The organism is Bacillus sp. FJAT-22090 (assembly GCF_001278755.1).
Classification (GTDB): domain Bacteria; phylum Bacillota; class Bacilli; order Bacillales_A; family Planococcaceae; genus Psychrobacillus.
In genome coordinates, this window is the sequence record NZ_CP012601.1 from 2,767,907 (window position 1) to 2,788,867 (window position 20,961).

The window sequence follows — 20,961 nt, forward strand, 5'->3', positions numbered from 1 at the left end:
TAAAAATGCGGTGTTCTAAAATAAATTTAGAACACCGCATTTTATTATTTTTCTATTCTTTTTCTTTTTATCGTCCAATACACAGCAAAAGTTATAACACACAAAATGAGGAGCACAGGTAAGTTCCCAATGAAAAATACAATAACTCCCGAGCCAGCAGTCAATATCACATTAGTACTCGTGACAAATTGCTTCTTTGTTTTTTCCCATGTATTTAAATCTTTGTTTTCTATCTCAGGAACGATTACACGGTTTTCATACAAGGCTATTTCGATTGTTGAAAAAGATGTTTGATTTTCTAAATAGTTAACCTTACCAACTAGGACTTCAATTTCTTCTTGAACGTTCGCTAAATCAGACGAAATTTTCAATAAATCCTCGGTTTTCTCTGCATTTTCCATAAATGTTAGCAAACGTTCCTCCACAACTCTCTTCGACTTGATGCGAGAGGTTAAGTCGACAAATTGCTCGGTCACATCCTGACCAGTAACATTACGTTCTATCACTTTTGAAGCTTCTCCTTCTGCTTCGGATAAGAAAGTTTCAAAATAATGTTCTGGAATTCGAACAATCATATTACCACTACTTGATACATCATCTTCCTGATACACATTCGAACTCACAATATATCCACCATACTTTTTAACCTTTTGTTCAATATTATTCTGCGCCTTCGCGAGTTCTTTTACATTTGCCTTAATAATTGCTTTGTGAATAATCATACGCTCAGTTGAAGTTTCAGATATAACTTCTGAATCATCCACTGGTTTATCCTCTTCTACCACTTCGAGTGAACTCTTCTCCTCTTTGACAGAGTAGATAGCAGAGTCGTTCGCCTCCTCTGTTTTAATTTCTTCTGCCATCTCCTTATTGCTACAAGCTATGAGAAAACCAAACAAACCGATAAAAAATAATAGCAAAACTATTTTTTTCATTGTCAATTTGCCCCCTGTCTTTGAACAATCAGACGATTTCGGCTAAGATTCGTTACACAATATCTAGAAAATTTTTCTATTTATCAATCTACTATGCTAATGTAGCACCAAATTAGCAGATGAGAAATTTTTACTTTTTTCACAAAAACACTTAATTTATTGAAATATTTAGATAGAATATAGATAAGAATTAAGGAGGGTTTTTAATGGACATTAACTTAAAAAAGAAAGATCGTGAACTTAAAATGATAATATTAAAAGGGCATGGGCTTACATTAGAAAATATGAGAGCCATTTTATATCAAACAAAAGAAGTGAAATTGGATCAAAAAGCAATTGAACTAGTGCAAAATAGTCGGAAAGCTGTTGAAAGAATCGTAAAAGAGAAGAGCACTGTATACGGTATTAATACTGGATTTGGTAAATTTAGTGATGTTAGCATTGAAGAAGAGGATGTTCATGCGCTACAGCTTCATCTCATTCGATCCCATGCGTGTGGTATCGGGCAACCATTTGATGAAATAGTGTCTCGTGCAATGGTTATTCTACGACTAAATGCCTTGTTAAAAGGATTTTCTGGCATTCGACTTGAGGTACTTGAACGACTTGCATTCATGGTAAATAATCATATTCACCCTGTAATTCCTCAGCAAGGCTCTCTCGGTGCATCGGGTGATTTAGCTCCCCTTTCACATTTAGCACTAGTTTTAATTGGTGAAGGTTTTGTCTGGGATGGAGATAAACATGTCCCTTCTAATGAAATATGGGCTAAACATAACTTGACACCTATTGTTCTTGAAGCAAAAGAAGGTCTTGCACTTATCAATGGAACCCAAGCAATGACTGCACAAGGAGTAGTAAACTGGTTGGAATCAGAAACACTTGCATACCAAAGTGAGTGGATTGCTTCTATGACGATTGAAGCACTTCAAGGAATAACAGACGCTTTTCATCCTGCAATCCACGAGGCACGTGGATATCCTGAGCAAATATCTGTTGCAAAACGTGTTCTTCAATGGCTTGAAGGGAGCAAACTTGTTACAAAGCAAGGAGAAAAACGTGTACAAGATGCATATTCTTTACGCTGTATCCCTCAAATTCATGGAGCCAGCTGGCAAGTACTAAGTTATGTTAAAGAAAAATTAGAAATCGAAATGAATGCTGCAACAGATAACCCTTTAATTTTTGATGATGGTGAATTAGTCATTTCCGGAGGCAACTTTCACGGGCAACCAATCGCTTTTGCAATGGACTTCTTAAAGATTGGTATAGCAGAGCTAGCAAACGTTTCGGAGCGTAGAATTGAACGATTAGTGAACCCCCAATTGAATGAGGGGCTTCCTCCCTTTTTAAGTCCACAACCTGGACTACAATCCGGTGCCATGATTATGCAATATGCGGCTGCAAGCTTAGTATCAGAAAACAAAACACTTGCTCATCCTGCTTCTGTCGATTCTATTCCTTCTTCTGCAAACCAAGAAGATCATGTAAGTATGGGAACAATAGGCGCTCGACATGCTAACCAAATTATTCAAAATGCACGAAGAGTACTTGCTATCGAATTAATTTGTGCCATCCAAGGCATTGAATATCGAGGTATAGATTTAATGGCTCCATCACTGTCTAAAAAATGGCATGATATAAGAGAATTTGTTCCTTCCATTACGAAAGACAGGATCTTTAGTTTAGATATAGAAAACTTGAATAAATACTTAAAATCAGAGACAGCTACAACAATATAGTTAATAAGAACACGGCGAATGGAAAACAATCATTCGCCGTTTTCTTTGTTTCTTTTAAGTGGTGTACACCCCCCCTTAAAATCTTATGGAGAAACGTTTATCTTTCATTTCAAAAAGGGTAGATAAGACAAAGTAAGTTAAATTGATAATTGGAGGACATTTAATATGAACTTAACTTTAGAGCATAAATGGCTGAAATTTGGTATAGCAGCCTTTCTTTCCATTGCTTTGCTTGCAGGATGTGGTGATGGAAATGACACGGATACAAACGAACCAGTGGAAGAGGATCTAGATGTTGATGTAAACGTGGATGATAATAATGACGAAAATAGCGAAAACAATGGATCAGACGAGGATAAAGAGGACGTAGAAAATACAGATGAAGAAGTTATGGATAAAGATCGAGAATAGAAAAACCGCCTTCTCGGCGGTTTTTTATTTTCCACACTTACATGGTCCTAAACCTGTTTTTTTACTTGTTTTACATTTCTTATTCGCCAAATACATCACTCCTTTAATCGAATGATAAAGAATATGAAAAAGCGGGATTGTCCTATTCAAAAATTAATTACAATATTAATCTGCCTCTTACGTCCTCAAACCTTCTTCCCTTGTTTCAATTGGTTCGAATATATACATTCATAGGGAAAGACACGTTTATAAAAGGCGTGTCTTTCCCTATTTTTATAGGAACTTTTTATAGCTATTTCCATACAAATAGAATAATTAAGAACTCATGGAAAGGGGAAATTTCATGGAAGAAAACAACAAAAATGTATTCATCATGTTATCATTTGAACACATCATAGCAATTGTCTTATTAATTGTAATTTTATTTTTCCTATTTATGTTAAAAAATAGATTATCTGATTCAACCATGAGTTCCAACTTATTCGAACGTCTCTTTTCACTTTCATTATTGATGATGGAAATCACTTATCATCTTGTACTCATTTTTACCCGAGAGTGGAATTTAAGTGAATCTATGCCATTCCATTTATGCAGTTTCAGTTTGTTTTTTTCAGTTTTTATATTATGGACTGGAAGCAAACGTTTTTATGATTTCATCTTCTTTGCAGGCTTTGGAGGTGCGCTTCAAGCTTTACTAACACCATCTTTGGAAATAGGGTTTCCCAGTTTTAAGTTTATTCAATTCTTTTTCATTCACTCTGGGATAATAGTGACTGCATTTTATATTTTGTGGGTAAAAAAATATACCCCTACATTTAAAGGACTTCTTAAAACGATGTTTTACTTAAATAGTATGTTTCCTTTTATTTTTGCTATTAACATAGTTGTTCATGGTAACTACATGTTTCTAAGAGAAAAACCTATAAATGGTAGTCTGCTTGACTTCTTAGGACCATACCCGTGGTATATTTTATCTTTAGAAATGGTAGCATTTTTTATGTTTTCGGCTTTCTGGTTAATCTTCAGGAGATGGAATCGACAATCTAAATGGACTACTTGAATGATTGTTCTATACAAAAAAAACTCCCCTCTTTATTTCAAGAAGGTAAGTTTTTATTGTTATTAGCTAAAAATTCAGCATATTTAATTGTGTTTTTTGCTACATCTAATTCTCCGTTAAATATTACAGGGATTCCTGGTCTCCAGTTTACTTCAAACAACCATATTCTTTGATTTTCATCCATTCCAACGTCTATTCCTAGTTCATCTAGATAAAATTCATCATATAAAGAATCAAAGTGAGTTGCAAAACTTACTGAAAAGTACTCAAGTGTTTTTTTTACATCGAACCATTCATTGTCAAACTCTATTTGCAAAAAAGGATCCGGAAAAGCAGTAAAACCTCCGTTACCTAAATTTGAGGTTATGCTACCCAAAGCTCCTATACGAGGGTAAATGGATGTGGTTACCCACTCACCATCTCCATTCTTTTGGACATGCAATCGAAAGTCTAAGACCTGGCCCGATTTTATTTTACTTGATATAAATTTTTGAATGATATATTCTTCTTCCTCTATTTTAAGTAATACAAGGTCTATTAAATCCTGTTTACTACAAATCGTGGTTTTTCCGGAATCATTTATAATAAACGTATTGGCATTTTCTTTTTCAATAAAAAGAATTCCAGATCCTCTACTCCCAGAAACAGGTTTGATAATAACTTGCTCATGCAATTCAATCATATCAAGTAAGTCTTTTTCCTTCTTTAATTGGACTGTCGGAATTAAATAGTGCTTAAAATCTTTTCCTTTCTTAATTCTGTTTTGCACGTCAGATTTATTACCTATGGAATGACTTGTAAATGGAATTCTTTCAGATAAATAATCAACGATTAGTTCTGCTTTGTCAGTTAAAGGAAAACTTGCATTATAAATGGCATCAGGAAAAGGATATTCCTTTTCAATCCATTTACCATTTTCATAGTATTTCCCTAAAATTTTTTCGTTCTTAATATCAACTTTCCCAGGCGTAAAGTAAAAAAAATCTACACCTTCTGCTTTTGCTACTACAGCATATGCATATGCCTTTTTTACTTTCTCGGGTTCTGCTCTATGATGCAGCATACCAATTAAGGTCATTTAATTCCCAACTCCCTTTTCTCTTTTTTATTAATAATTTAATTATCACTTACCATTTATCTCCAATATTAATACTTAATCTATTTACTAATTTCGGATCGATACACTGAACGCTACAAAAGTTTTGTAAGGATGCACTCACAATAATCTTCGTTTTTTCCAGTCGATAAGGAATACGCATCGTGTCTAGATAATTACCTTCTACGTCCATGGGACATAATAACGATAGGTAAACAAGCTTGTTGACTATATCTTCAATCCGAAAGAAACGTGTTCTAAACTCAGTTTGGGATGAGGAGGTTGTTCCGTAGGCTAAATAAGGTTCGTATGTCGTGGTTGTAAACAACACAATTGGAATAGTTTCATGCAGGATACCTTTGAATATTACTAGCTTAGCCTTGTTTTGTGTCTCATAAATTGTTTTTAAAATAGATTCAAGATTATTGAGAGAATCGTCTATTTTTATTTTATCTTGCTCCTTTTCACCCATCACACATTCACTCCCTTCTATACAGGTTCAATATAAAAACGGATTTCCTTTGCAGCATCTTTAGCAAGACTAATGGCTTGTTCCTTATCAACTGAAGAGGCTAAGATATATCCATATCGATCTCCCATTGATAAAGGTGGATGAAGTAGTTTCCCTTTTTTAGGCTTTATAAAGACCTCTTCTATACCAGGTAGCCCTGAACAGCGTTTTCTACCTGTTACTTTTATTAGAGTACCAGTAGAATCACTCGTTAAATATTGAGCAAACACAAACCTTTTAATCTTCCTATTAAAATTAGGCTCTTGTCCTAAAAATATCTTTATTGTTTCTTCAACTAAATTAAATCCATACGCTATCTCAATTATTCTATTCATCGCTCCTCCTGATATGCGCGGATTTATCTCGATTAACTTCCATTCATTATTAACTAAACGCATTTCTAAATGACAGGACCCATTATCCATACTAAATCGCTCTAAAATAGAACAAACTGTTTCATAAATTTTGTTATGGAAGTTTGTATCCATTTCTGCCAACAGACAATAACCAGTAACAATAAAACGCTCAAAAAGCTTAATTTCTTGTTCAAGAACTGCTATGATGTGAACTTCGCCATCGTACACACAAGCCTCGATTAAGTATTGAGGACCCTCTAAATATTCCTCAATTAAAATTTCATCGCATCCTTTCTCTATTAACTTATTTATACACTGAGTAAATTGTTTTACATCTTTGACTAATAAAACATCTTTAGATCCTGTGGAAATTGGAGATTTTACAATTAGGGGAAAACGATTTTTTTGATTTGCAATAAACGTTTCTAGGGATTCCCCTTTTTTATATGTTTCAAAGTACGGAGATGCAGAGAGACCTTTCAATAGTTCTCGTGTCAATACTTTGTCTTCCATTTTTTCTAATGGTTCTGGGGGAACTTTGGTTATATTTAATTCCTTAGATAATTTTGCAGCTACATGGACAAATGGATCAATAAAGCTTAAAATAGCTTCAATTTTTTTACCTTGTTCTTGGACTTTTCCTATACATGATTTTAATAAATTATAATTAGTTAAATCTGTTAAAACCATTTGGTGAACCTCGGGGAAATCATGTCTGTTTTCTAGAAAAACTTCTCTATCGGTTAGTAACACAGTGAAAAAACCTAGCCTTGCAGCCGCTCTTAGTGCTTCTCTGCTTGATCCAGATTTATTACTTCCGACAAATATGATTGTCTTCATAATTTATTTTCATCAACCTTTCAATTGCTTTTAGGCAAATATTTAATCTTCCCAATATAGTATTCAAACTTAAATTATTATGATTGGGACGATGATTCAGATAAACACATAGTTTTTTTTATGAAATATTTACCCTGCCTGAAAATGAAAAGGTCTTGAATATTGGTGTATGTTTATTTTGTGGATAACGTTATCAACAATACATTCCCTATTAAACAGACGTTAATAGAGAATAAATATAATTAATTAACACCTTATCCACAAATATTTGTGGATAAGGTGTTAATTATTTCAGTAAAATCTATTAAATAGATTCTTATTTAGGATAAATGCATAAGAATACGAATGGAAATATATATTTTTTGTATTTATACATAAAAAAGCACACAAAATTCATATTTTCAGTTAAAATGTTTCGACAAAATTCGATGTTTTCCACTACTGTGGATAAAGTTATACACATTATCCCAAGCGTAAACTATACCCTTTCATTAAATATAAACAAGTTAATAACAGTTTATCCACTTTTATCTGTGGATAAACGAACGGTTGTTCCAAACTAATCTTTTTGGTAGATTTATAGTAGATTAATTAATCTAACAAAAAGGTTTAAGTTACATAAAATGGTGGTACTTTTATCAAATTATAGGAGGTGGATTTAAGGTGAGTAAGATGTCGGATGAATTATTAATAGAATCTTATGTTGCAGCAAAGGAACTCAAGCTATCTCCAGACTTTATATTCTTATTAGAAATGGAAATTCGCCGTCGTTCTCTAGTGATTGAACAATTAATTCTAAAATGATTGATCTCATCTCTTTAACTTTTAAGTTCACTTACAGTTGCTTGCCCTTCTGAAGTAAAGTGCCGTTTTAGACGCATTTTAGACATATGTATGGAGATAGGAGAAAAATCAGAGGTAAAGTGAAACTATTTTCACTTTATATCGTATATAATAGATGTAAGATGATAATCTCTTATAAAAAATCTCACATTCCATATTGGAGGGTATATAAATTGAAAAAACTAGTAGCAGCTTTGCTTACAGCAACACTTGTATTTTCATCAGTTGGTAGCTTTGTATTCAATGATCAATCAACGACTGCTGAGGCTAAATCTTATAAATCTGGAAAGAAAAGCTTCAACACGAATAATAATAGTACTAACAACAATTCTAATATTCAAAAGAAACAACAAGATTCTACTACTGCAACAAACAAATCAAATACGACTACTAACAATAAAGGTGGCTTTTTCTCAGGTGGTCTTATGAAAGGTTTATTTGTTGGAGGGATTGCTGGATTACTCTTTGGTAGCATGTTTGCTAATATGGGTGCATTAGGCTCTCTTCTTGGTTTCGCTATCAATGCTGCAGCGATCATTTTTATCGTCGTTGTTATTCGTAAAATCTTTGACATCTTTAAAAAGAAAAAACAAGAGGAAGCTAACTCATGGAGAAGCTAATCATTCCGGAGCAAAATATTATAAATGCGGTTTGCGTTTATATTTCACGTAAAAAGAATGTAGAAGTGGAAGAAATCGAAGTAGAATTAATGTATGACGATGAAAATGGATTTTCAGCCGAAGCATATATTAAAGGAGAAACTGAAGTTCTTACTACATTCAACTTAATCGAAGCTTTGCGTCAAAGTATGGAGGAATTTCTAAATATAGATCCAATCTCCGCTGGAATAGAGCTTATATTAGATGACGAAGAAGGTATTATTGCTGCAATACATTAAATAATAATAGATTAGACCAAGTCACTTGCTGATTTGGTCTTTTTTTTACCTATCTAATTAATGATAAAATAGTAATAATATTGGTCATAATACAAGGAGATGATAAACTTGGTAATACATTATCTTGAATATGGGGATAAAAATGCTCCATTAATAGTCTTCCTACATGGTGGTGGAGTTAGTGGTTGGATGTGGGATGAGCAAGTCCGTTATTTCAAAAAGTACCATTGTTTAGTTCCAGATTTACCTGCACAAGGTATTAGTAATAGTGAGACTAACTTTTCTATTAAAGGTAGTGCTGAAAAACTAAATGAATTAATTGAAGAGAAAGCAAAGGATAAAGAAATTATTGTTACCGGTTTTTCTTTAGGAGCTCAAGTACTGATCGAGATGCTAAGTTTAAAGCCTAACTTAATTGATTATGCAATTATAAATAGTGCCTTAGTTAGACCAAGTACAGTCGCCAAATCATTAATTAGCCCTTCCATTCGATTAACTTTCCCATTAATAAAAAATAAAGCATTTTCTAAATTCCAATCAAGAACTTTATATATCAGAGAAGACCAATTTGAAAAGTATTATACAGAAAGCACTCAAATGAAGAAAGAAACGCTTATACAGATTTTAGAAGAGAATATGTCCTATAAAATACCACATAATTTTAACAAGGTTAAATCAAAGATATTAGTTACTGTTGGCGAAAAAGAAAAAATCAGCAGTTGACCTCGTAAAAAGTAACCCTCATTGCAATGGTTTAATTATTCCAAATGTAGGTCATGGCATACCAATAGCTGACCCGGATTATTTTAATAATCTACTTGAAAATTGGATTACTTATGAAAGAACACCAATAGACAGTATAAAAATAACATAAAACAACCGGTGGTAATTTACCCACCGGCTTAATTAATTATTGTTGGTTGTTTTGAAAACCGCTCATTTGTGATTGGGCTTGAGCTACTAGTCGCTTAGTAATTTCTCCGCCAACGGAACCGTTAGCACGCGATGAAGCTTCTCCTCCAAGTTGTACACCGAATTCTTGAGCAATTTCATATTTCATTTGGTTAAGAGCTTGTTCCACTCCTGGTACTAGAAGTTGATTACGATTTGAATTTGCCATGTTATTCACCTCCCTGTGAGAATAGATTGTGTAAATTTGAAACGATTATGCAAAAAAAGTTGAAGGTGAAATTTGACAATGAGTATTTGACTTTTTAGAAATAGGTGCTGAGTAATATGGTTTTACTCAGCACCCCTAAATTATTACTTTTCAAATATTTGATGAATAACATCATGTGCTTTGCTGTTATTTAGATTTTTGTAAATACAACTTGCTGGAGTATCTCTTATGCTTTCGGAGAAAGCATTGGCCATTTCAGCTTCCCCAGCTACATGGAATTCGCGCCATCCTCTTTTTTTCTTCAATTGCTCGAGAGTCGTACTCATTCCTTTGAAGAAACTGTTTTTATTCACCTTATATTTCGGATCTAGCACAGCACTTTTACTATCCGCCACTGGACGTCTACCCTGTGCGTCCATTTTTTTCATTTCTCCCCACACTTCAGAAACTGGATCGTATTTAAACGTCAAATCATCTCGCACGAATCCCATTGCAGTATCTAAAATGCGAACTTCCCCAAAGCTAGGCATGATAATTCCTGCTTCTGGATATGCTTTATACATATACTCTAACTGTTCAATCATAGGATGGTTTTCCCAATAAAAACTTGTTTTCACTGGAACTTGAACATAATGGACAGACCATAGATCATCAGCAGCACTTGCAAAAATGACTACTCCTTTTCGCATTTCCTGTTGATTGTCTTCCAATTCATTTATAATTTTTTTCTTTATTTTATTAAAAGCTTTTTTTTCATTTTCATCTGAGCCCTCTAAATACTCACCAAGTCTCTTCAGACCACTCTTTAAATGGATTTTCCAACCGCCATTTAATTGTTGCGGATCACCTGGATTGGTGTTTAAATAAACACTCAATACACACCGATCACTACAGCTATACTCTTTTAATGCCTGAAGTTCCTTGTTAATTGTCATTTTTTATCCTCCTTTTTTTTGCACAACTTTAGCTTTCCCCTCAAATGGTCTAGATAATACGACAGAGAAGTGTTATGTTTTGGATGGAATTTTTACTTATATAATAAAAAAAATCAACCAAAATAAATTGGCCGATTCCATTAAAACAGTATATTAAAGTACTTTTCGATCTATCACTTTTTTCCCTAAATAAAAAACTTTTTTTATTTTTTCTACGTCCGTTATTTCCAAACCAGGAATACCTTCTGCAACAAGGAAATTTGCATCCAACCCTTTTTCTAAACGCCCAAATTGATGATCTTTCCCTAATATTTTTGCTGGATTGTCGGTAATTAAGGCTAAAATTTCATTTTCATTATGGTGGTTATTCTTTAAAAGCTGCATGGATGGATGTGCGATCAACATTAAAACTTCTGGTCCCCTCAAAGATAAATTTTCAAAAGGCAACCACGAAGTTCCTAAATATGGCGGAAGATATGCATCAGTCGAAATAGAGACAGGAATATTTTTACTTACCATTCGAAGAATTTCATTAGGAGAATTTGGACATAAATGAGTACCACCCATTGGAGTTGCCACAATGTCCTTCCCTTTTTGTGAAACTTTTTCTAATTGTATGTCAGATATTCCATGTGCATGATGCAAAACATCTACCCCTGCCTCTAACGCTAGTTCAATTCCTTCCTCTCCAGCTACATGGGCTCCAATTTTTTTATTTAAACTGTGATATATTTCTGTAATCTGTTTCATTTCTTCTAGAGAATAAATAACTTCCCCAGCTTTTGGTACTTCTTCTTTTGTAAAATTAGCAGGTGTTGCATTGATAAAAATGTTCTCCCCTGGATATTCACTCTCTAAAGCAATTTTCTTCACTAATGACGGATTAATTAAATCCTCTTTTTGAATACTTTGAGATTTTGTTACGAATGAAAAATGCGCTAAATTTTCAAAACCTATAGATATACTCGTTGTAGCAAATGAAACATTTATTGGCAACCCATGAACTGCCTGTTGATAATCTTCTTTTGAAAAGTCACAAAACGGGTTTCCACAAATCTGTTCACCTATCGCAGTAATCCCAGAGGAAATTGCATGTAATAGAATACTCTTGGCTGCTAGAAAGTGCGTTTCGGATGTAATCGGATAAAGTGAACTTGGAGCAAATTCCAATAAATGTGTATGACAATCCACCAATGCTGGCGTAATTATATAGTTTGAAAAATCAATAACTGGAATAGATGGATATCGTACTCGAAAATCTTCCCATAATCCAACATCTAAAATTTTTCCATCCTTAATAACCATTGCACCACTCATTAAAGTTCCAAGTTTACTAACAGTGACAATTTTTTGACCTCGAATGATGTAACAATTATTCATACTAGCCCACCAATAATGGAGTTAAAAAATACGCCAATATACAAGCAGTTAAAACTCGGATAATCATTCCAACAATTGCAGCAATTAAAGCTTCTCTTTCATTCAGATCAGAGGATTCTGCCCATGTCACTGGAATCTGACCAAAGATAACGGATAAAGGTAAGCCAGAATTAGCTAATACAAATGACCCAACAATGAGACGTGGATCAATTGTACTAGCCAGTTCTGCAAGTTGAGCAACAGCAAGTGTAGGTGCTGCTAATATTGAAACAATTCCAGTCGATGGCTCGATACTGAGAAAGGTTAATATGGAGGATAAACTTGATTCAATTACGTCCCATGCTCCAAAGAATTTTAAAGCACCTATAAAGAAAAATACCGCCGCTACTGCAGGGATAATAGTTAAAAAAAGGAGCTCGGCACCTTCTTTAGCAGATGTAAAAATTGTTTCTAGAAATCTAGTCTTAGGAGTAAAGCGAGGTAGCTCTTCTAACTCAACTTTTTTGGTGTCTCGATATATTGTTTTGGATAAAATGAATGGAACAACAACAATTGGAAGAAATATGGAGATAATTATAAGAGGAAATGCATTAATATTAAACACGGATAATGCCATAAGCCCTAATACTAATGTCGCAAAAGATTGAGGTGATTGAATCATTGTAGCTACTGCAATTTTCTGTTCCGCTTTCGTTGCTTTTGCTTTAACTAATACCGGACCAGAAATTTTTCCAGCCGCATTAATATCGCCAAGGATATTATAAACACTTGGAATAATGACTGATGGATTTATTTTTAGACCCTTCATAATTGGGACAAAAAGCCGAATTAAACCATCCGTAAATCCAAGCCTTTCAATTATACGACCAAATATAACACTTATAATAATAGCAATACCTATCTCACTAGTTAAAAAGACATCTACAACAATCGGTTTAACTTCAGAGATCACTGCATTAAAGAAATCGGATAACGAATTTGGATTAACTAATAGAATTAGTAAGGATGCAACTACTAATATTAAACCCATTACTTCAAAATAATGCCATTTAGATCGAGAAGTTTTTATTTTTGAATTAGACAATTGATCTTTATTCAACGAACAACCTCCTCACACTTTTTATACCTTATGTACTCAAAGAATTATGTGTGAATACCATCTATCGTTTAATTAACATGTTGCCATCTGGTACGAAATTTCTACAGCTGCAATCATCGTTGCTCAACTAATAGGCTTGTAGGGTTTGTATAGTAAAAAGCAGTCAATTGATCATTAATTGACTGCTTTTTACTATTAATGCTTTTGTAAACTATTCTCTTCCATCCAATACGCTTCTCTAATATTAATCTGTTTACGAAGTTTTCTCGTGACTTCGGCAGTAATTTCTCGATTTTCGAAAAGGTTTTGAATTTCATCTCGCTCCGCTTGAAAAGCCTTATTTTGTATTTCTCTTTTCATTTGGGCATATTTCTTAGGCTCTGCACCTTTTTTGGCTAGCTTAAATTTCATAATCATGTCATTATATTCACCGATAATCAACAAATAAACTTCTTCGTTTTCAAGAGTCATTTGTGACTTCAGATAATGGATTGCAGCTTTTGCCATATTCACTTTAAGTTGAATGACTTTCTGATTTTCAACAGATCGATTTCTTTTATTTTTATTTTTTTTAGGTGTAAATAATTGAATGAAATTGAAAAAAGTTCTTTTAAAAATTGTCCAAATAAATAATCCTCTGTAGTGCATTCGGTTTGTAACCGCTACTCTCATCCGTTGAATATGTTCATCCATCAAATAAATAATTTCCCGGTCTATTTGGTCCTCTTCTTTCAATCCATCAATAAATTTTGCTTCCTCCGCAAGCGCCTTCATACGAATATCCGTTTCCATCAATTTCAATTGCTCGGTATCCGCTGCATTTACATTCTTCAGAGCATTTCGCATGCGAGAATAATTGGAAATGATGGATACAGCAGCGCCATTATTTTCTTCATTCATCACTTCACGGATAAAACCAATGGCAGCATCTATAGAACTGATCTTCGCAGTCCTTTCCATCTCATCTTTCAACTCTTCTGAATTACCTTTATCCGATTCTGCAAGAAGAGGTAAGAGGATACTTGCTAATACTAAAGTAACTAATATTACTCCTGCAGCTATGAAAATGATTAGTGATCGTTCAGGAAAAGGACTTCCATCTGCTAGAACGTATGGGATAGTAAAGGCCCCAGCTAATGTAACTGCTCCTCGTACACCAGAAATAGTTGTTATTGCGATCATTCGCAGAGAAGGTTTTGGAATTTGCTTTTTATGCAACCACCCTCCCCACCATCCTAAGTACACCCACAAAAATCGTAATATTAATAGTGCTGCAGTAATTATTAAGATGAACTTAATTACCTCGTAATTATTAAACATTGGGTTCTCAAAAATTTCATTCATGACACTCGGAATCTGTAAGCCTAACAATACAAATACTAAGCCGTTCAAAATATAAATGAGAATACTCCAAGTACTTTTAGATACAACTTGAAGTTGCATTAAAGGAGACTGATCTCGATCTCTATAGATAGCATGCACAATACCAGCTGCAACGACTGATAATATACCAGAGAGATGAAAATGCTCGATGATGTAAAAGATAACAAATGGAGTAAGAATTTGAATTAGCATGTGAAGTGTGACATCTTCCATCCCAAGTCGTCGGATAAATATCTTCAGGCGAATAATGAGAAATCCAAGAATTGCACCTCCTGCAAATCCTCCAATTGCAATTACTAAAAAGCTCCAACTTGCCTCTGCTAATGAAAATACACCCGTCACGGTTGCCGCAACCGCAAATTTAAACGCAACTAAACCAGAGGCATCATTCATGAGACCTTCGCCTTCTAATACATGCATAATTGTTTTTGGCATCTTAACACGGCTAGAAATAGCTGCTACTGCCACTACATCTGTAGGTGAAAGAATCGCCGCTAACGCAAAAGATGCAGATAAAGGAATCGACGGAATCAGCCAATAAATTAAATACCCAATAACTAATACAGTGATAAACACTAAACCAAGCGCAAGCAATAGAATTGGTTTGCGTAATTTCCATAATGCATGTCTCGAAACATTTTTTCCATCATGGAAAAGCAAAGGAGCTATAAATAGAACAAAAAATAGCTCTGGATCCATAGGCACATGAATTCCTAAAGGAAAGGCTGCTAACAAAACTGCTAGTGCAATTTGGATAATTGGCACTGGTATGTATGGCATAAAATGATTAATAAAATTTGAGAGACCGATGGTGACGAGCAAAAGTAGTATGATTAAAAAAAATTCCATCCCGTGTCCCCTCTCTATTTCTGTACTCTATTAATTTTAAAGAGATTATGGGGTTATTACAAATTACCGGCTTAAAATCTACAAAGGGATTAACTTTTCACAAACATTGTTTGTAGCTAATCCCTTCTAATCTATTATTTTGATAAGTAATCGATGATACCCATTGCACTTACTTCCATATCAAGCTGAATTAAATTATATGCCTCATGGTCGTCTGGAATATTCTCCACTCGAAGATGGCTCCTCACTATGCTTAATAATTTTAGTGCAAGCTCTTCGTACCCTTTTTGTTCTGTAACTATATTTCTTGCTTCCTCCAAAAAAATAGGAAGCCAATTAGATACTTGGTTTAGAGCTTTTTCTGGAATGTCAGTCATACCAAAATGCCCATAATAAATATAATTTACATTCATATCCCTGATACGATCGATTGCCCTTTGCATTGCCTCTGGGTCAAATTGATTTGGTGAAGTAGACGGAAGGAACAAATGAACCCCTTCTGAAATCAATTGTTCATATCGAACTCCTACTGTATCTCCTGTAAACACACCATTACTAACAGGATCATAAATACTAAAATGATGTTTTGCATGTCCTGGAGTGTCTAAAAATTCTAACATACAATTTGGACCAATCTTTAAAGTGTCTCCATCGTTTTTAACAAGTAGTAATTCCTCCTGAATAGGAATTACCGGATCAAATAACTTCGAAAACTTTTCTCCATATACCGCTTTAGCACCAGCAACTAGTCTTTCAGGATTCGTTAGATGTCTTGCACCTTTCGGATGGACTACTACTTTAGCTTTTGGACATTCTCTCATTAGTAAGCCCGCTCCGCCTGCGTGATCTAAGTGAATATGTGTAACAATAATGTATTTCACTTGATCCAATGTAAGTCCTAGCGCTTCTAACCCGGCTTTAACATGCTTTACGGATGGACTTGGTCCTGTCTCAACAATCGTTATCTCTTCTTCTAGAATGACATATGTACCCGTTCGCTCAGCAACTCCTAAGTCATATCCATCTATCAAATAAATTCTATCGTTTAACTGGATTGGATAATCATTTTGCATCATCATTTCCCCTTTATTTAAATATTGATTACAATATTCAGCCTTTTCAATATTTTATCATTTATTAATAGTATAAACATACATAGATTGGCACAAAAAAAAGCAACACCACAGTTAGTGGTGCCGACTTATTATATTGCCGCTAGAGAAGAAAAAATCCAATTCCCATAATTAAGTATGCTGCGAAAAGTGTTAACCCTTCAAACCAGTTCGATTCCCCGTCATTAGAGAGATTAATAACAAGTAATGCAGCAGTAATCATCGCAACCAATTCAGGTAAAGTGAAAACTAACGGCATTGCTTCGGGCATAAATAAAGAAATGATAACTAGTATTGGGGCTACAAACATTGCCACCTGTAGCGTAGAACCAACCGCAATTTCAACTGATATATCCATCTTATTTTTGGCAGCCATCGTAATTGCCGAAACATGCTCCGCGGCATTCCCGACAATTGCAACAATGATAACACCAATAAATAACTCAGACCAACCAAACTTTTCTCCTAGCATTTCAAATGTATGAACAAGCTGCTCTGAAACAAAAGCAACCGCTACAGTTGCAATAAGAAGCACTAAAATTGATTTACCCTTTGTCCATTCAGGTATCTCTTCTTCTTTCTGAGGTTGATCAGTAGAAGCAAATATACCTCGATGGGTAACAAGTTTAAAAAATAATCCTGCAAGATACAGAGCAATTAAAACCACTGCAATTCCAATACTTAAACTCAATGTTTCTTGTGTATCCATTGATATAGAAAATACTTCTGGGATAACAAATGCAACAATTACCGCAAAAATAAGCAAGCCTGAGTTGTATCTTGCATCATGCACGCTAAACTTTTGACGCTTAAACTTTAATCCTCCTACAAAAAAAGAAAGTCCAAGCACAAGTAGCAGGTTTCCTAAAACGGAACCAGTAAGCGATGCGAGTACAATACCAACCATACCAGCCTTCAATGTAAATATAGAAATAATAAGTTCAACCGCATTACCAAATGTTGCGTTTAATAATCCACCAATTCTTGGTCCGCTTACAATAGCTAAACTCTCAGTTGCTTTCCCTATATATCCGGAAAGCCCCACAATACTTGCACAACAAAGTAAGAACATAATCATATCTGACCAATCAAAAAATGCGCCAGCCAGAACTAGTGGCACACCTCCAAAAACGAGAATGGCAAACAATTTGTCCACCAAAATCACCTCTTTATCAAAGTATACTTCCTTTCTATCTTCCCCATTTTGAAAATAAAAAAACAACTCTATACGGAAACTATATTTCTAATCAGTTTAAACAGCCTTTGGACTTGTGTCGGAGAATTTCTCGGGTATCTCAGAAAATCCCAGAGTATCTCAGAAAATCTCCGGAGTATCTCAGAAAATCTCGGGGTATCTCAGAAAATCTCGGAGTATCTCAGAAAATCTCGGGGTATCTCAGAAAATCTCGGAGTATCTCAGAAAATCTCAGAGTATCTCAGAAAATCGACGAGTAAACACTTTTCCTTCTACTTACATAAGTTAAGGGAGAAGAAAAGGAGTGATGTATAGATGATTCAGATGTACCCAATCGATATTGAAGGTCATACATTTATTGCAGTTTCTGTGGAGTTACCTAAAACAAACCTACTTACCGTTTCAAACGAAAAAGGATATATTATGTGCGGTGCACTAGATGTTGCATTGTTGAACGAAAAATTAAAGGACAGGAAAGTAATAGCAGGAAGAGCGGTTGGCGTAAAGACCATTGAACAACTAATTAATGCGCCGTTGGAGTCAATTACTTTCCAAGCAGAAGAACTGGGAATCACAGAAGGAATGATTGGGAGAGAAGCACTGTTAAAAATGATATAAAAAGAGAGTTAGGCAGTTAAATGCCTAACTCTCTTTAAATCTATCTGTCATAATCTTTCTAATCTATTTATATACTTACCATATATCTATTAGTTTGGAGGGTTATCCTTGAATAAAGTGGAGTTCAAACAGTATTTTGATATCGGTTATAAAGAAATGATTTTTACTGCAAATAATGGCGATACAGTTATTGCGATTAAAAGTAATTATTCTGTTCCATCCTCTATGGTGACTTCCTCCATTATTCATGTTAACGGTAAACGATTCGAAGAAAAGAGATGGGGGTTTTTCTTTACAGATTTAGTAGAAATCGAATCCAATGTACGAGCAAATGTGTATATTGAGTTAGAAAAATATGAGATTGATCCCGAAGACTTTGACGATGAGTCATTCATTCAACACTTAATAGACGAAGCAACCGAAAAAATACAAGAATCAAATGTATGTACTGCTCTAAATGAAATGGAAGTAGTCTAATCCTTCTGTATTAATTCGGCTGCAATTAATTTATAGGAGTTAATTCGGTCTTCCGCAGAATATGTAACTGTGTTGATCATGATTTCATCTGCTTGATAACTAGCTTGAAGTTCCATTAACCTCTGTTTCACGTCTTGTGGATTACCAATAATACTATTCTGTCTCATATTAACCAAAGTCTCTCTTTCACGAGCATCCAGTTTATATTGCTTTGCTTCTTCTACAGAAGGTACACCTTGCTGACCTTCCCCTTTTGTTTTTTGTAAAGACCAAATAAACGAGCTTAATGAAATTTCATCTGCTCGTTCGGTAGTTTCAGCACAGAAAACTGTGACAGTTACCATCACCTGAGGAACTTGTCCACCCTTTCTAGGTACATAAGCATCAAGATAGTCCTGAATAATAGCTGTTCCATCCTTATCACTCATAAATTGCCCAAATGTATAGGCAAGTCCATATTCCGCAGCAAGTAATGCACTTTTTCTACTTGTCCCGAGAAGCCAAGTTTCTGGTAATTCATCTGGAACAGGTGAAGGAGAAATTTTTGAAAACTGATGGTCAGCAGGAAAATCATTATCTAAAAAATGGAGTAAGTCTTTTAATAAACTTGGCATACTATACACGTTCTGCAAAAAATTATCTGATAAAGCGTTAGTTGCTTCGGCTGACCCACCAGGTGCACGTCCAAGACCTAGATCGATTCGACCAGGAAATAATGTAGCAAGTGTATTAAAAACCTCCGCCACTTTAAAAGGTTTGTAATGTGGCAATAAAGTAGCACCCGAACCTAATCGAATTCTTTCAGTATTTGATCCGATGACTCCAAGGATCACTTCAGGTGCAGAACTTGCCAGACCAGGTAAATCATGATGCTCTGTCATCCAAAATCGAGTATACCCTAGCATCTCACCAACTTGTGCTAGCCTCATCGATTCATATAATGCCTCTCTAGCAGATTTATTGGACGAAATAGGCGATTGATCTAGAATACTTAACTTCATGAAACAAGTCTCCTTCCAATTACTCTTCGATTAAACTTAATTTATATTCTCCCACTTGACCTTTTTCATATAAATTTGTAATAGAAGTAGAATAATTATTAATGGTGCCCGTAAAGGACAAATCTCTCTCAGGAACTTTTACATGAAAAGTACCTTTGTATAGTAAAACTGCAATGTCATGATATTCTTCACTCGTTACACTAAAAACGATCGAAATTTGTTGTAAACCATTTACTATTTCTTCCTTATAACTGTCTATCTTTATACAAGCATTATCTAGCATAATTTCTTTTACAACCATGCAAAAACACCTCCGAATTCAGTACTTGTTTCCAGTGTACCATCTTCAAAGGTGTTGTACTCTATTCCGCTATTCTTTAGCTTGTTACTTCCTGTTAACTTAATCTGTTTAGTCTTTCCTTATCTTGATTCAACTGCTCCTGCAGTGAACTAATAGGCTCCAAATTCCCTCTACTTTCTAGAGCCATTTTAACGGAACGCTCCGCACGGTCAATCATATCCTGTGCATTTTGAATAAATTGCTCTGTGGGATTAGTTAGAGCTTGCCCTACCGCAAAAGTAACATTATCAACAGAATTGTGCAGTTGAGAAATGACATTATCTTCTTTCCAGCTCATTTGGGTGTGATCTACCAAAGTAACGTCCTCCTTAGGTTTTTCTCTAATTCAATACGTCTTTACTATGGCAATTTAACACCATTTTTATTCATCTGAAAGTTTTCTACCAAAAGTTTTCCTTTAGTAATATAATCCTCAAATAGTTTTGTTGAATTTGGAAATACTATTTCATGAAAGATTCTAAATTAATCGAGGAGGAAATATAATGCCAAAGCATAATGATTCAGCTGATAATAAAGAAATATTTAAAAAAACAATTCATAATATGGAAGCAGCTGAAGCAGCAATGGAATTCGCTGAAGGAAAAGAACTTGCTGCAATCAAGGAGAAAAACGAACGACGTAAAGAAAGTATAGAAGAATTGAAAGATGAGATTGTTGCAGAAGAAAAATCCCGAATTAACGGGTATATTTAAAAGCCATAAATTAGCCCAATAATCGTTAGATTACTGGGCTAATCATT

At 34.5% G+C, this 20,961-nt stretch carries 23 protein-coding genes and 1 pseudogene; 10 read left to right on the forward strand and 14 right to left on the reverse strand.

Annotation, left to right across the window (positions count from 1 at the left end):
• Positions 1–44 precede the first annotated feature (44 nt).
• Positions 45–935 carry a DUF4349 domain-containing protein gene (locus AM499_RS13860; RefSeq protein WP_053590774.1) on the reverse strand — a complete coding sequence of 297 codons (891 nt, stop codon included), beginning with the start codon at positions 933–935 and terminating at the stop codon, positions 45–47.
• A 245-nt stretch (positions 936–1,180) separates the two neighbouring features.
• On the opposite strand from AM499_RS13860, the gene hutH reads away from it, so the two are divergent.
• The 3 genes from hutH (at position 1,181) to AM499_RS13875 (ending at position 4,148) form a co-directional block, all read left to right on the forward strand.
• Entirely contained in the window at positions 1,181–2,677 is a 1,497-nt protein-coding gene (gene hutH / locus AM499_RS13865; RefSeq protein ID WP_053592215.1) for a histidine ammonia-lyase, read from the forward strand.
• A gap of 165 nt (positions 2,678–2,842) precedes the next feature.
• Positions 2,843–3,088 (forward strand): hypothetical protein, encoded by a 246-nt coding sequence (locus tag AM499_RS13870; protein WP_053590775.1) that lies wholly within the window; start codon positions 2,843–2,845, stop codon positions 3,086–3,088.
• Positions 3,089–3,431: 343 nt separating this feature from the next.
• Positions 3,432–4,148, forward strand: coding sequence for a YwaF family protein (locus tag AM499_RS13875; protein ID WP_053590776.1), 717 nt, complete (start codon positions 3,432–3,434; stop codon positions 4,146–4,148).
• A gap of 37 nt (positions 4,149–4,185) precedes the next feature.
• Here the strand turns inward: AM499_RS13875 and AM499_RS13880 are convergent, their stop codons facing one another.
• The 3 genes from AM499_RS13880 to AM499_RS13890 are packed head-to-tail and all read right to left on the reverse strand — an operon-like array spanning position 4,186 to position 6,951.
• Positions 4,186–5,226 (reverse strand): YheC/YheD family endospore coat-associated protein, encoded by a 1,041-nt coding sequence (locus AM499_RS13880; protein ID WP_053590777.1) that lies wholly within the window; start codon positions 5,224–5,226, stop codon positions 4,186–4,188.
• Positions 5,227–5,275: 49 nt separating this feature from the next.
• Positions 5,276–5,716, reverse strand: coding sequence for a CotY/CotZ family spore coat protein (locus AM499_RS13885; RefSeq protein WP_053590778.1), 441 nt, complete (start codon positions 5,714–5,716; stop codon positions 5,276–5,278).
• A gap of 17 nt (positions 5,717–5,733) precedes the next feature.
• Complete coding sequence (locus AM499_RS13890; protein WP_053590779.1) at positions 5,734–6,951, reverse strand: ATP-grasp domain-containing protein; 1,218 nt, start codon at positions 6,949–6,951, stop codon at positions 5,734–5,736.
• 672 nt (positions 6,952–7,623) lie between these two features.
• On the opposite strand from AM499_RS13890, the gene sda reads away from it, so the two are divergent.
• From sda to AM499_RS13910, 4 genes and pseudogenes are all read left to right on the forward strand, one after another.
• On the forward strand, positions 7,624–7,755 hold the full coding sequence (sda, locus tag AM499_RS13895; protein ID WP_082355375.1) for a sporulation histidine kinase inhibitor Sda: 132 nt from the start codon (positions 7,624–7,626) through the stop codon (positions 7,753–7,755).
• 212 nt (positions 7,756–7,967) lie between these two features.
• Positions 7,968–8,414: a hypothetical protein gene (locus AM499_RS13900; protein WP_053590781.1), complete on the forward strand. Its 447-nt coding sequence runs from the start codon at positions 7,968–7,970 to the stop codon at positions 8,412–8,414.
• Positions 8,402–8,692, forward strand: coding sequence for a DUF2653 family protein (locus AM499_RS13905; RefSeq protein WP_053590782.1), 291 nt, complete (start codon positions 8,402–8,404; stop codon positions 8,690–8,692). Before AM499_RS13900 ends, AM499_RS13905 begins: the two co-directional genes overlap by 13 nt.
• 108 nt (positions 8,693–8,800) lie before the next feature.
• Positions 8,801–9,566, forward strand: a pseudogene (locus AM499_RS13910) (alpha/beta fold hydrolase).
• Between the two features lie 36 nt (positions 9,567–9,602).
• Here AM499_RS13910 and AM499_RS13915 read toward each other — a convergent pair.
• The 7 genes from AM499_RS13915 to cax form a co-directional block, all read right to left on the reverse strand.
• Positions 9,603–9,812 (reverse strand): alpha/beta-type small acid-soluble spore protein, encoded by a 210-nt coding sequence (locus AM499_RS13915; RefSeq protein ID WP_053590783.1) that lies wholly within the window; start codon positions 9,810–9,812, stop codon positions 9,603–9,605.
• A 143-nt stretch (positions 9,813–9,955) separates the two neighbouring features.
• Entirely contained in the window at positions 9,956–10,747 is a 792-nt protein-coding gene (locus AM499_RS13920) for a VLRF1 family aeRF1-type release factor (protein ID WP_053590784.1), read from the reverse strand.
• 153 nt (positions 10,748–10,900) lie between these two features.
• Complete coding sequence (locus AM499_RS13925) at positions 10,901–12,127, reverse strand: amidohydrolase family protein (protein WP_053590785.1); 1,227 nt, start codon at positions 12,125–12,127, stop codon at positions 10,901–10,903.
• Between the two features lies 1 nt (position 12,128).
• Positions 12,129–13,226: a hypothetical protein gene (locus tag AM499_RS13930; protein ID WP_231687463.1), complete on the reverse strand. Its 1,098-nt coding sequence runs from the start codon at positions 13,224–13,226 to the stop codon at positions 12,129–12,131.
• A 195-nt stretch (positions 13,227–13,421) separates the two neighbouring features.
• Positions 13,422–15,458 carry a Na+/H+ antiporter gene (locus tag AM499_RS13935; protein ID WP_053590786.1) on the reverse strand — a complete coding sequence of 679 codons (2,037 nt, stop codon included), beginning with the start codon at positions 15,456–15,458 and terminating at the stop codon, positions 13,422–13,424.
• Positions 15,459–15,592: 134 nt separating this feature from the next.
• Complete coding sequence (locus AM499_RS13940; protein ID WP_053590787.1) at positions 15,593–16,531, reverse strand: MBL fold metallo-hydrolase; 939 nt, start codon at positions 16,529–16,531, stop codon at positions 15,593–15,595.
• Positions 16,532–16,673: 142 nt separating this feature from the next.
• Entirely contained in the window at positions 16,674–17,729 is a 1,056-nt protein-coding gene (cax, locus tag AM499_RS13945) for a calcium/proton exchanger (protein WP_053590788.1), read from the reverse strand.
• Between the two features lie 351 nt (positions 17,730–18,080).
• On the opposite strand from cax, the gene AM499_RS13950 reads away from it, so the two are divergent.
• Together AM499_RS13950 and AM499_RS13955 are read left to right on the forward strand one after the other, a co-directional pair.
• Positions 18,081–18,383, forward strand: coding sequence for a YunC family protein (locus tag AM499_RS13950; RefSeq protein WP_053590789.1), 303 nt, complete (start codon positions 18,081–18,083; stop codon positions 18,381–18,383).
• Between the two features lie 117 nt (positions 18,384–18,500).
• Entirely contained in the window at positions 18,501–18,860 is a 360-nt protein-coding gene (locus tag AM499_RS13955) for a hypothetical protein (protein ID WP_231687580.1), read from the forward strand.
• Here AM499_RS13955 and AM499_RS13960 read toward each other — a convergent pair.
• From AM499_RS13960 to AM499_RS13970, 3 genes are all read right to left on the reverse strand, one after another.
• Positions 18,857–19,861 carry an LLM class flavin-dependent oxidoreductase gene (locus AM499_RS13960; protein ID WP_053590791.1) on the reverse strand — a complete coding sequence of 335 codons (1,005 nt, stop codon included), beginning with the start codon at positions 19,859–19,861 and terminating at the stop codon, positions 18,857–18,859. The genes AM499_RS13955 and AM499_RS13960 overlap by 4 nt on opposite strands.
• 19 nt (positions 19,862–19,880) lie before the next feature.
• The gene (locus AM499_RS13965; RefSeq protein ID WP_053590792.1) at positions 19,881–20,162 is read right to left on the reverse strand and encodes a DUF3219 family protein; all 282 of its coding nucleotides are present in this window, start codon (positions 20,160–20,162) and stop codon (positions 19,881–19,883) included.
• Between the two features lie 94 nt (positions 20,163–20,256).
• Positions 20,257–20,517, reverse strand: coding sequence for a hypothetical protein (locus AM499_RS13970; protein ID WP_053590793.1), 261 nt, complete (start codon positions 20,515–20,517; stop codon positions 20,257–20,259).
• A 187-nt stretch (positions 20,518–20,704) separates the two neighbouring features.
• On the opposite strand from AM499_RS13970, the gene AM499_RS13975 reads away from it, so the two are divergent.
• On the forward strand, positions 20,705–20,914 hold the full coding sequence (locus AM499_RS13975) for a small, acid-soluble spore protein tlp (RefSeq protein WP_053590794.1): 210 nt from the start codon (positions 20,705–20,707) through the stop codon (positions 20,912–20,914).
• Positions 20,915–20,961: the final 47 nt, after the last annotated feature.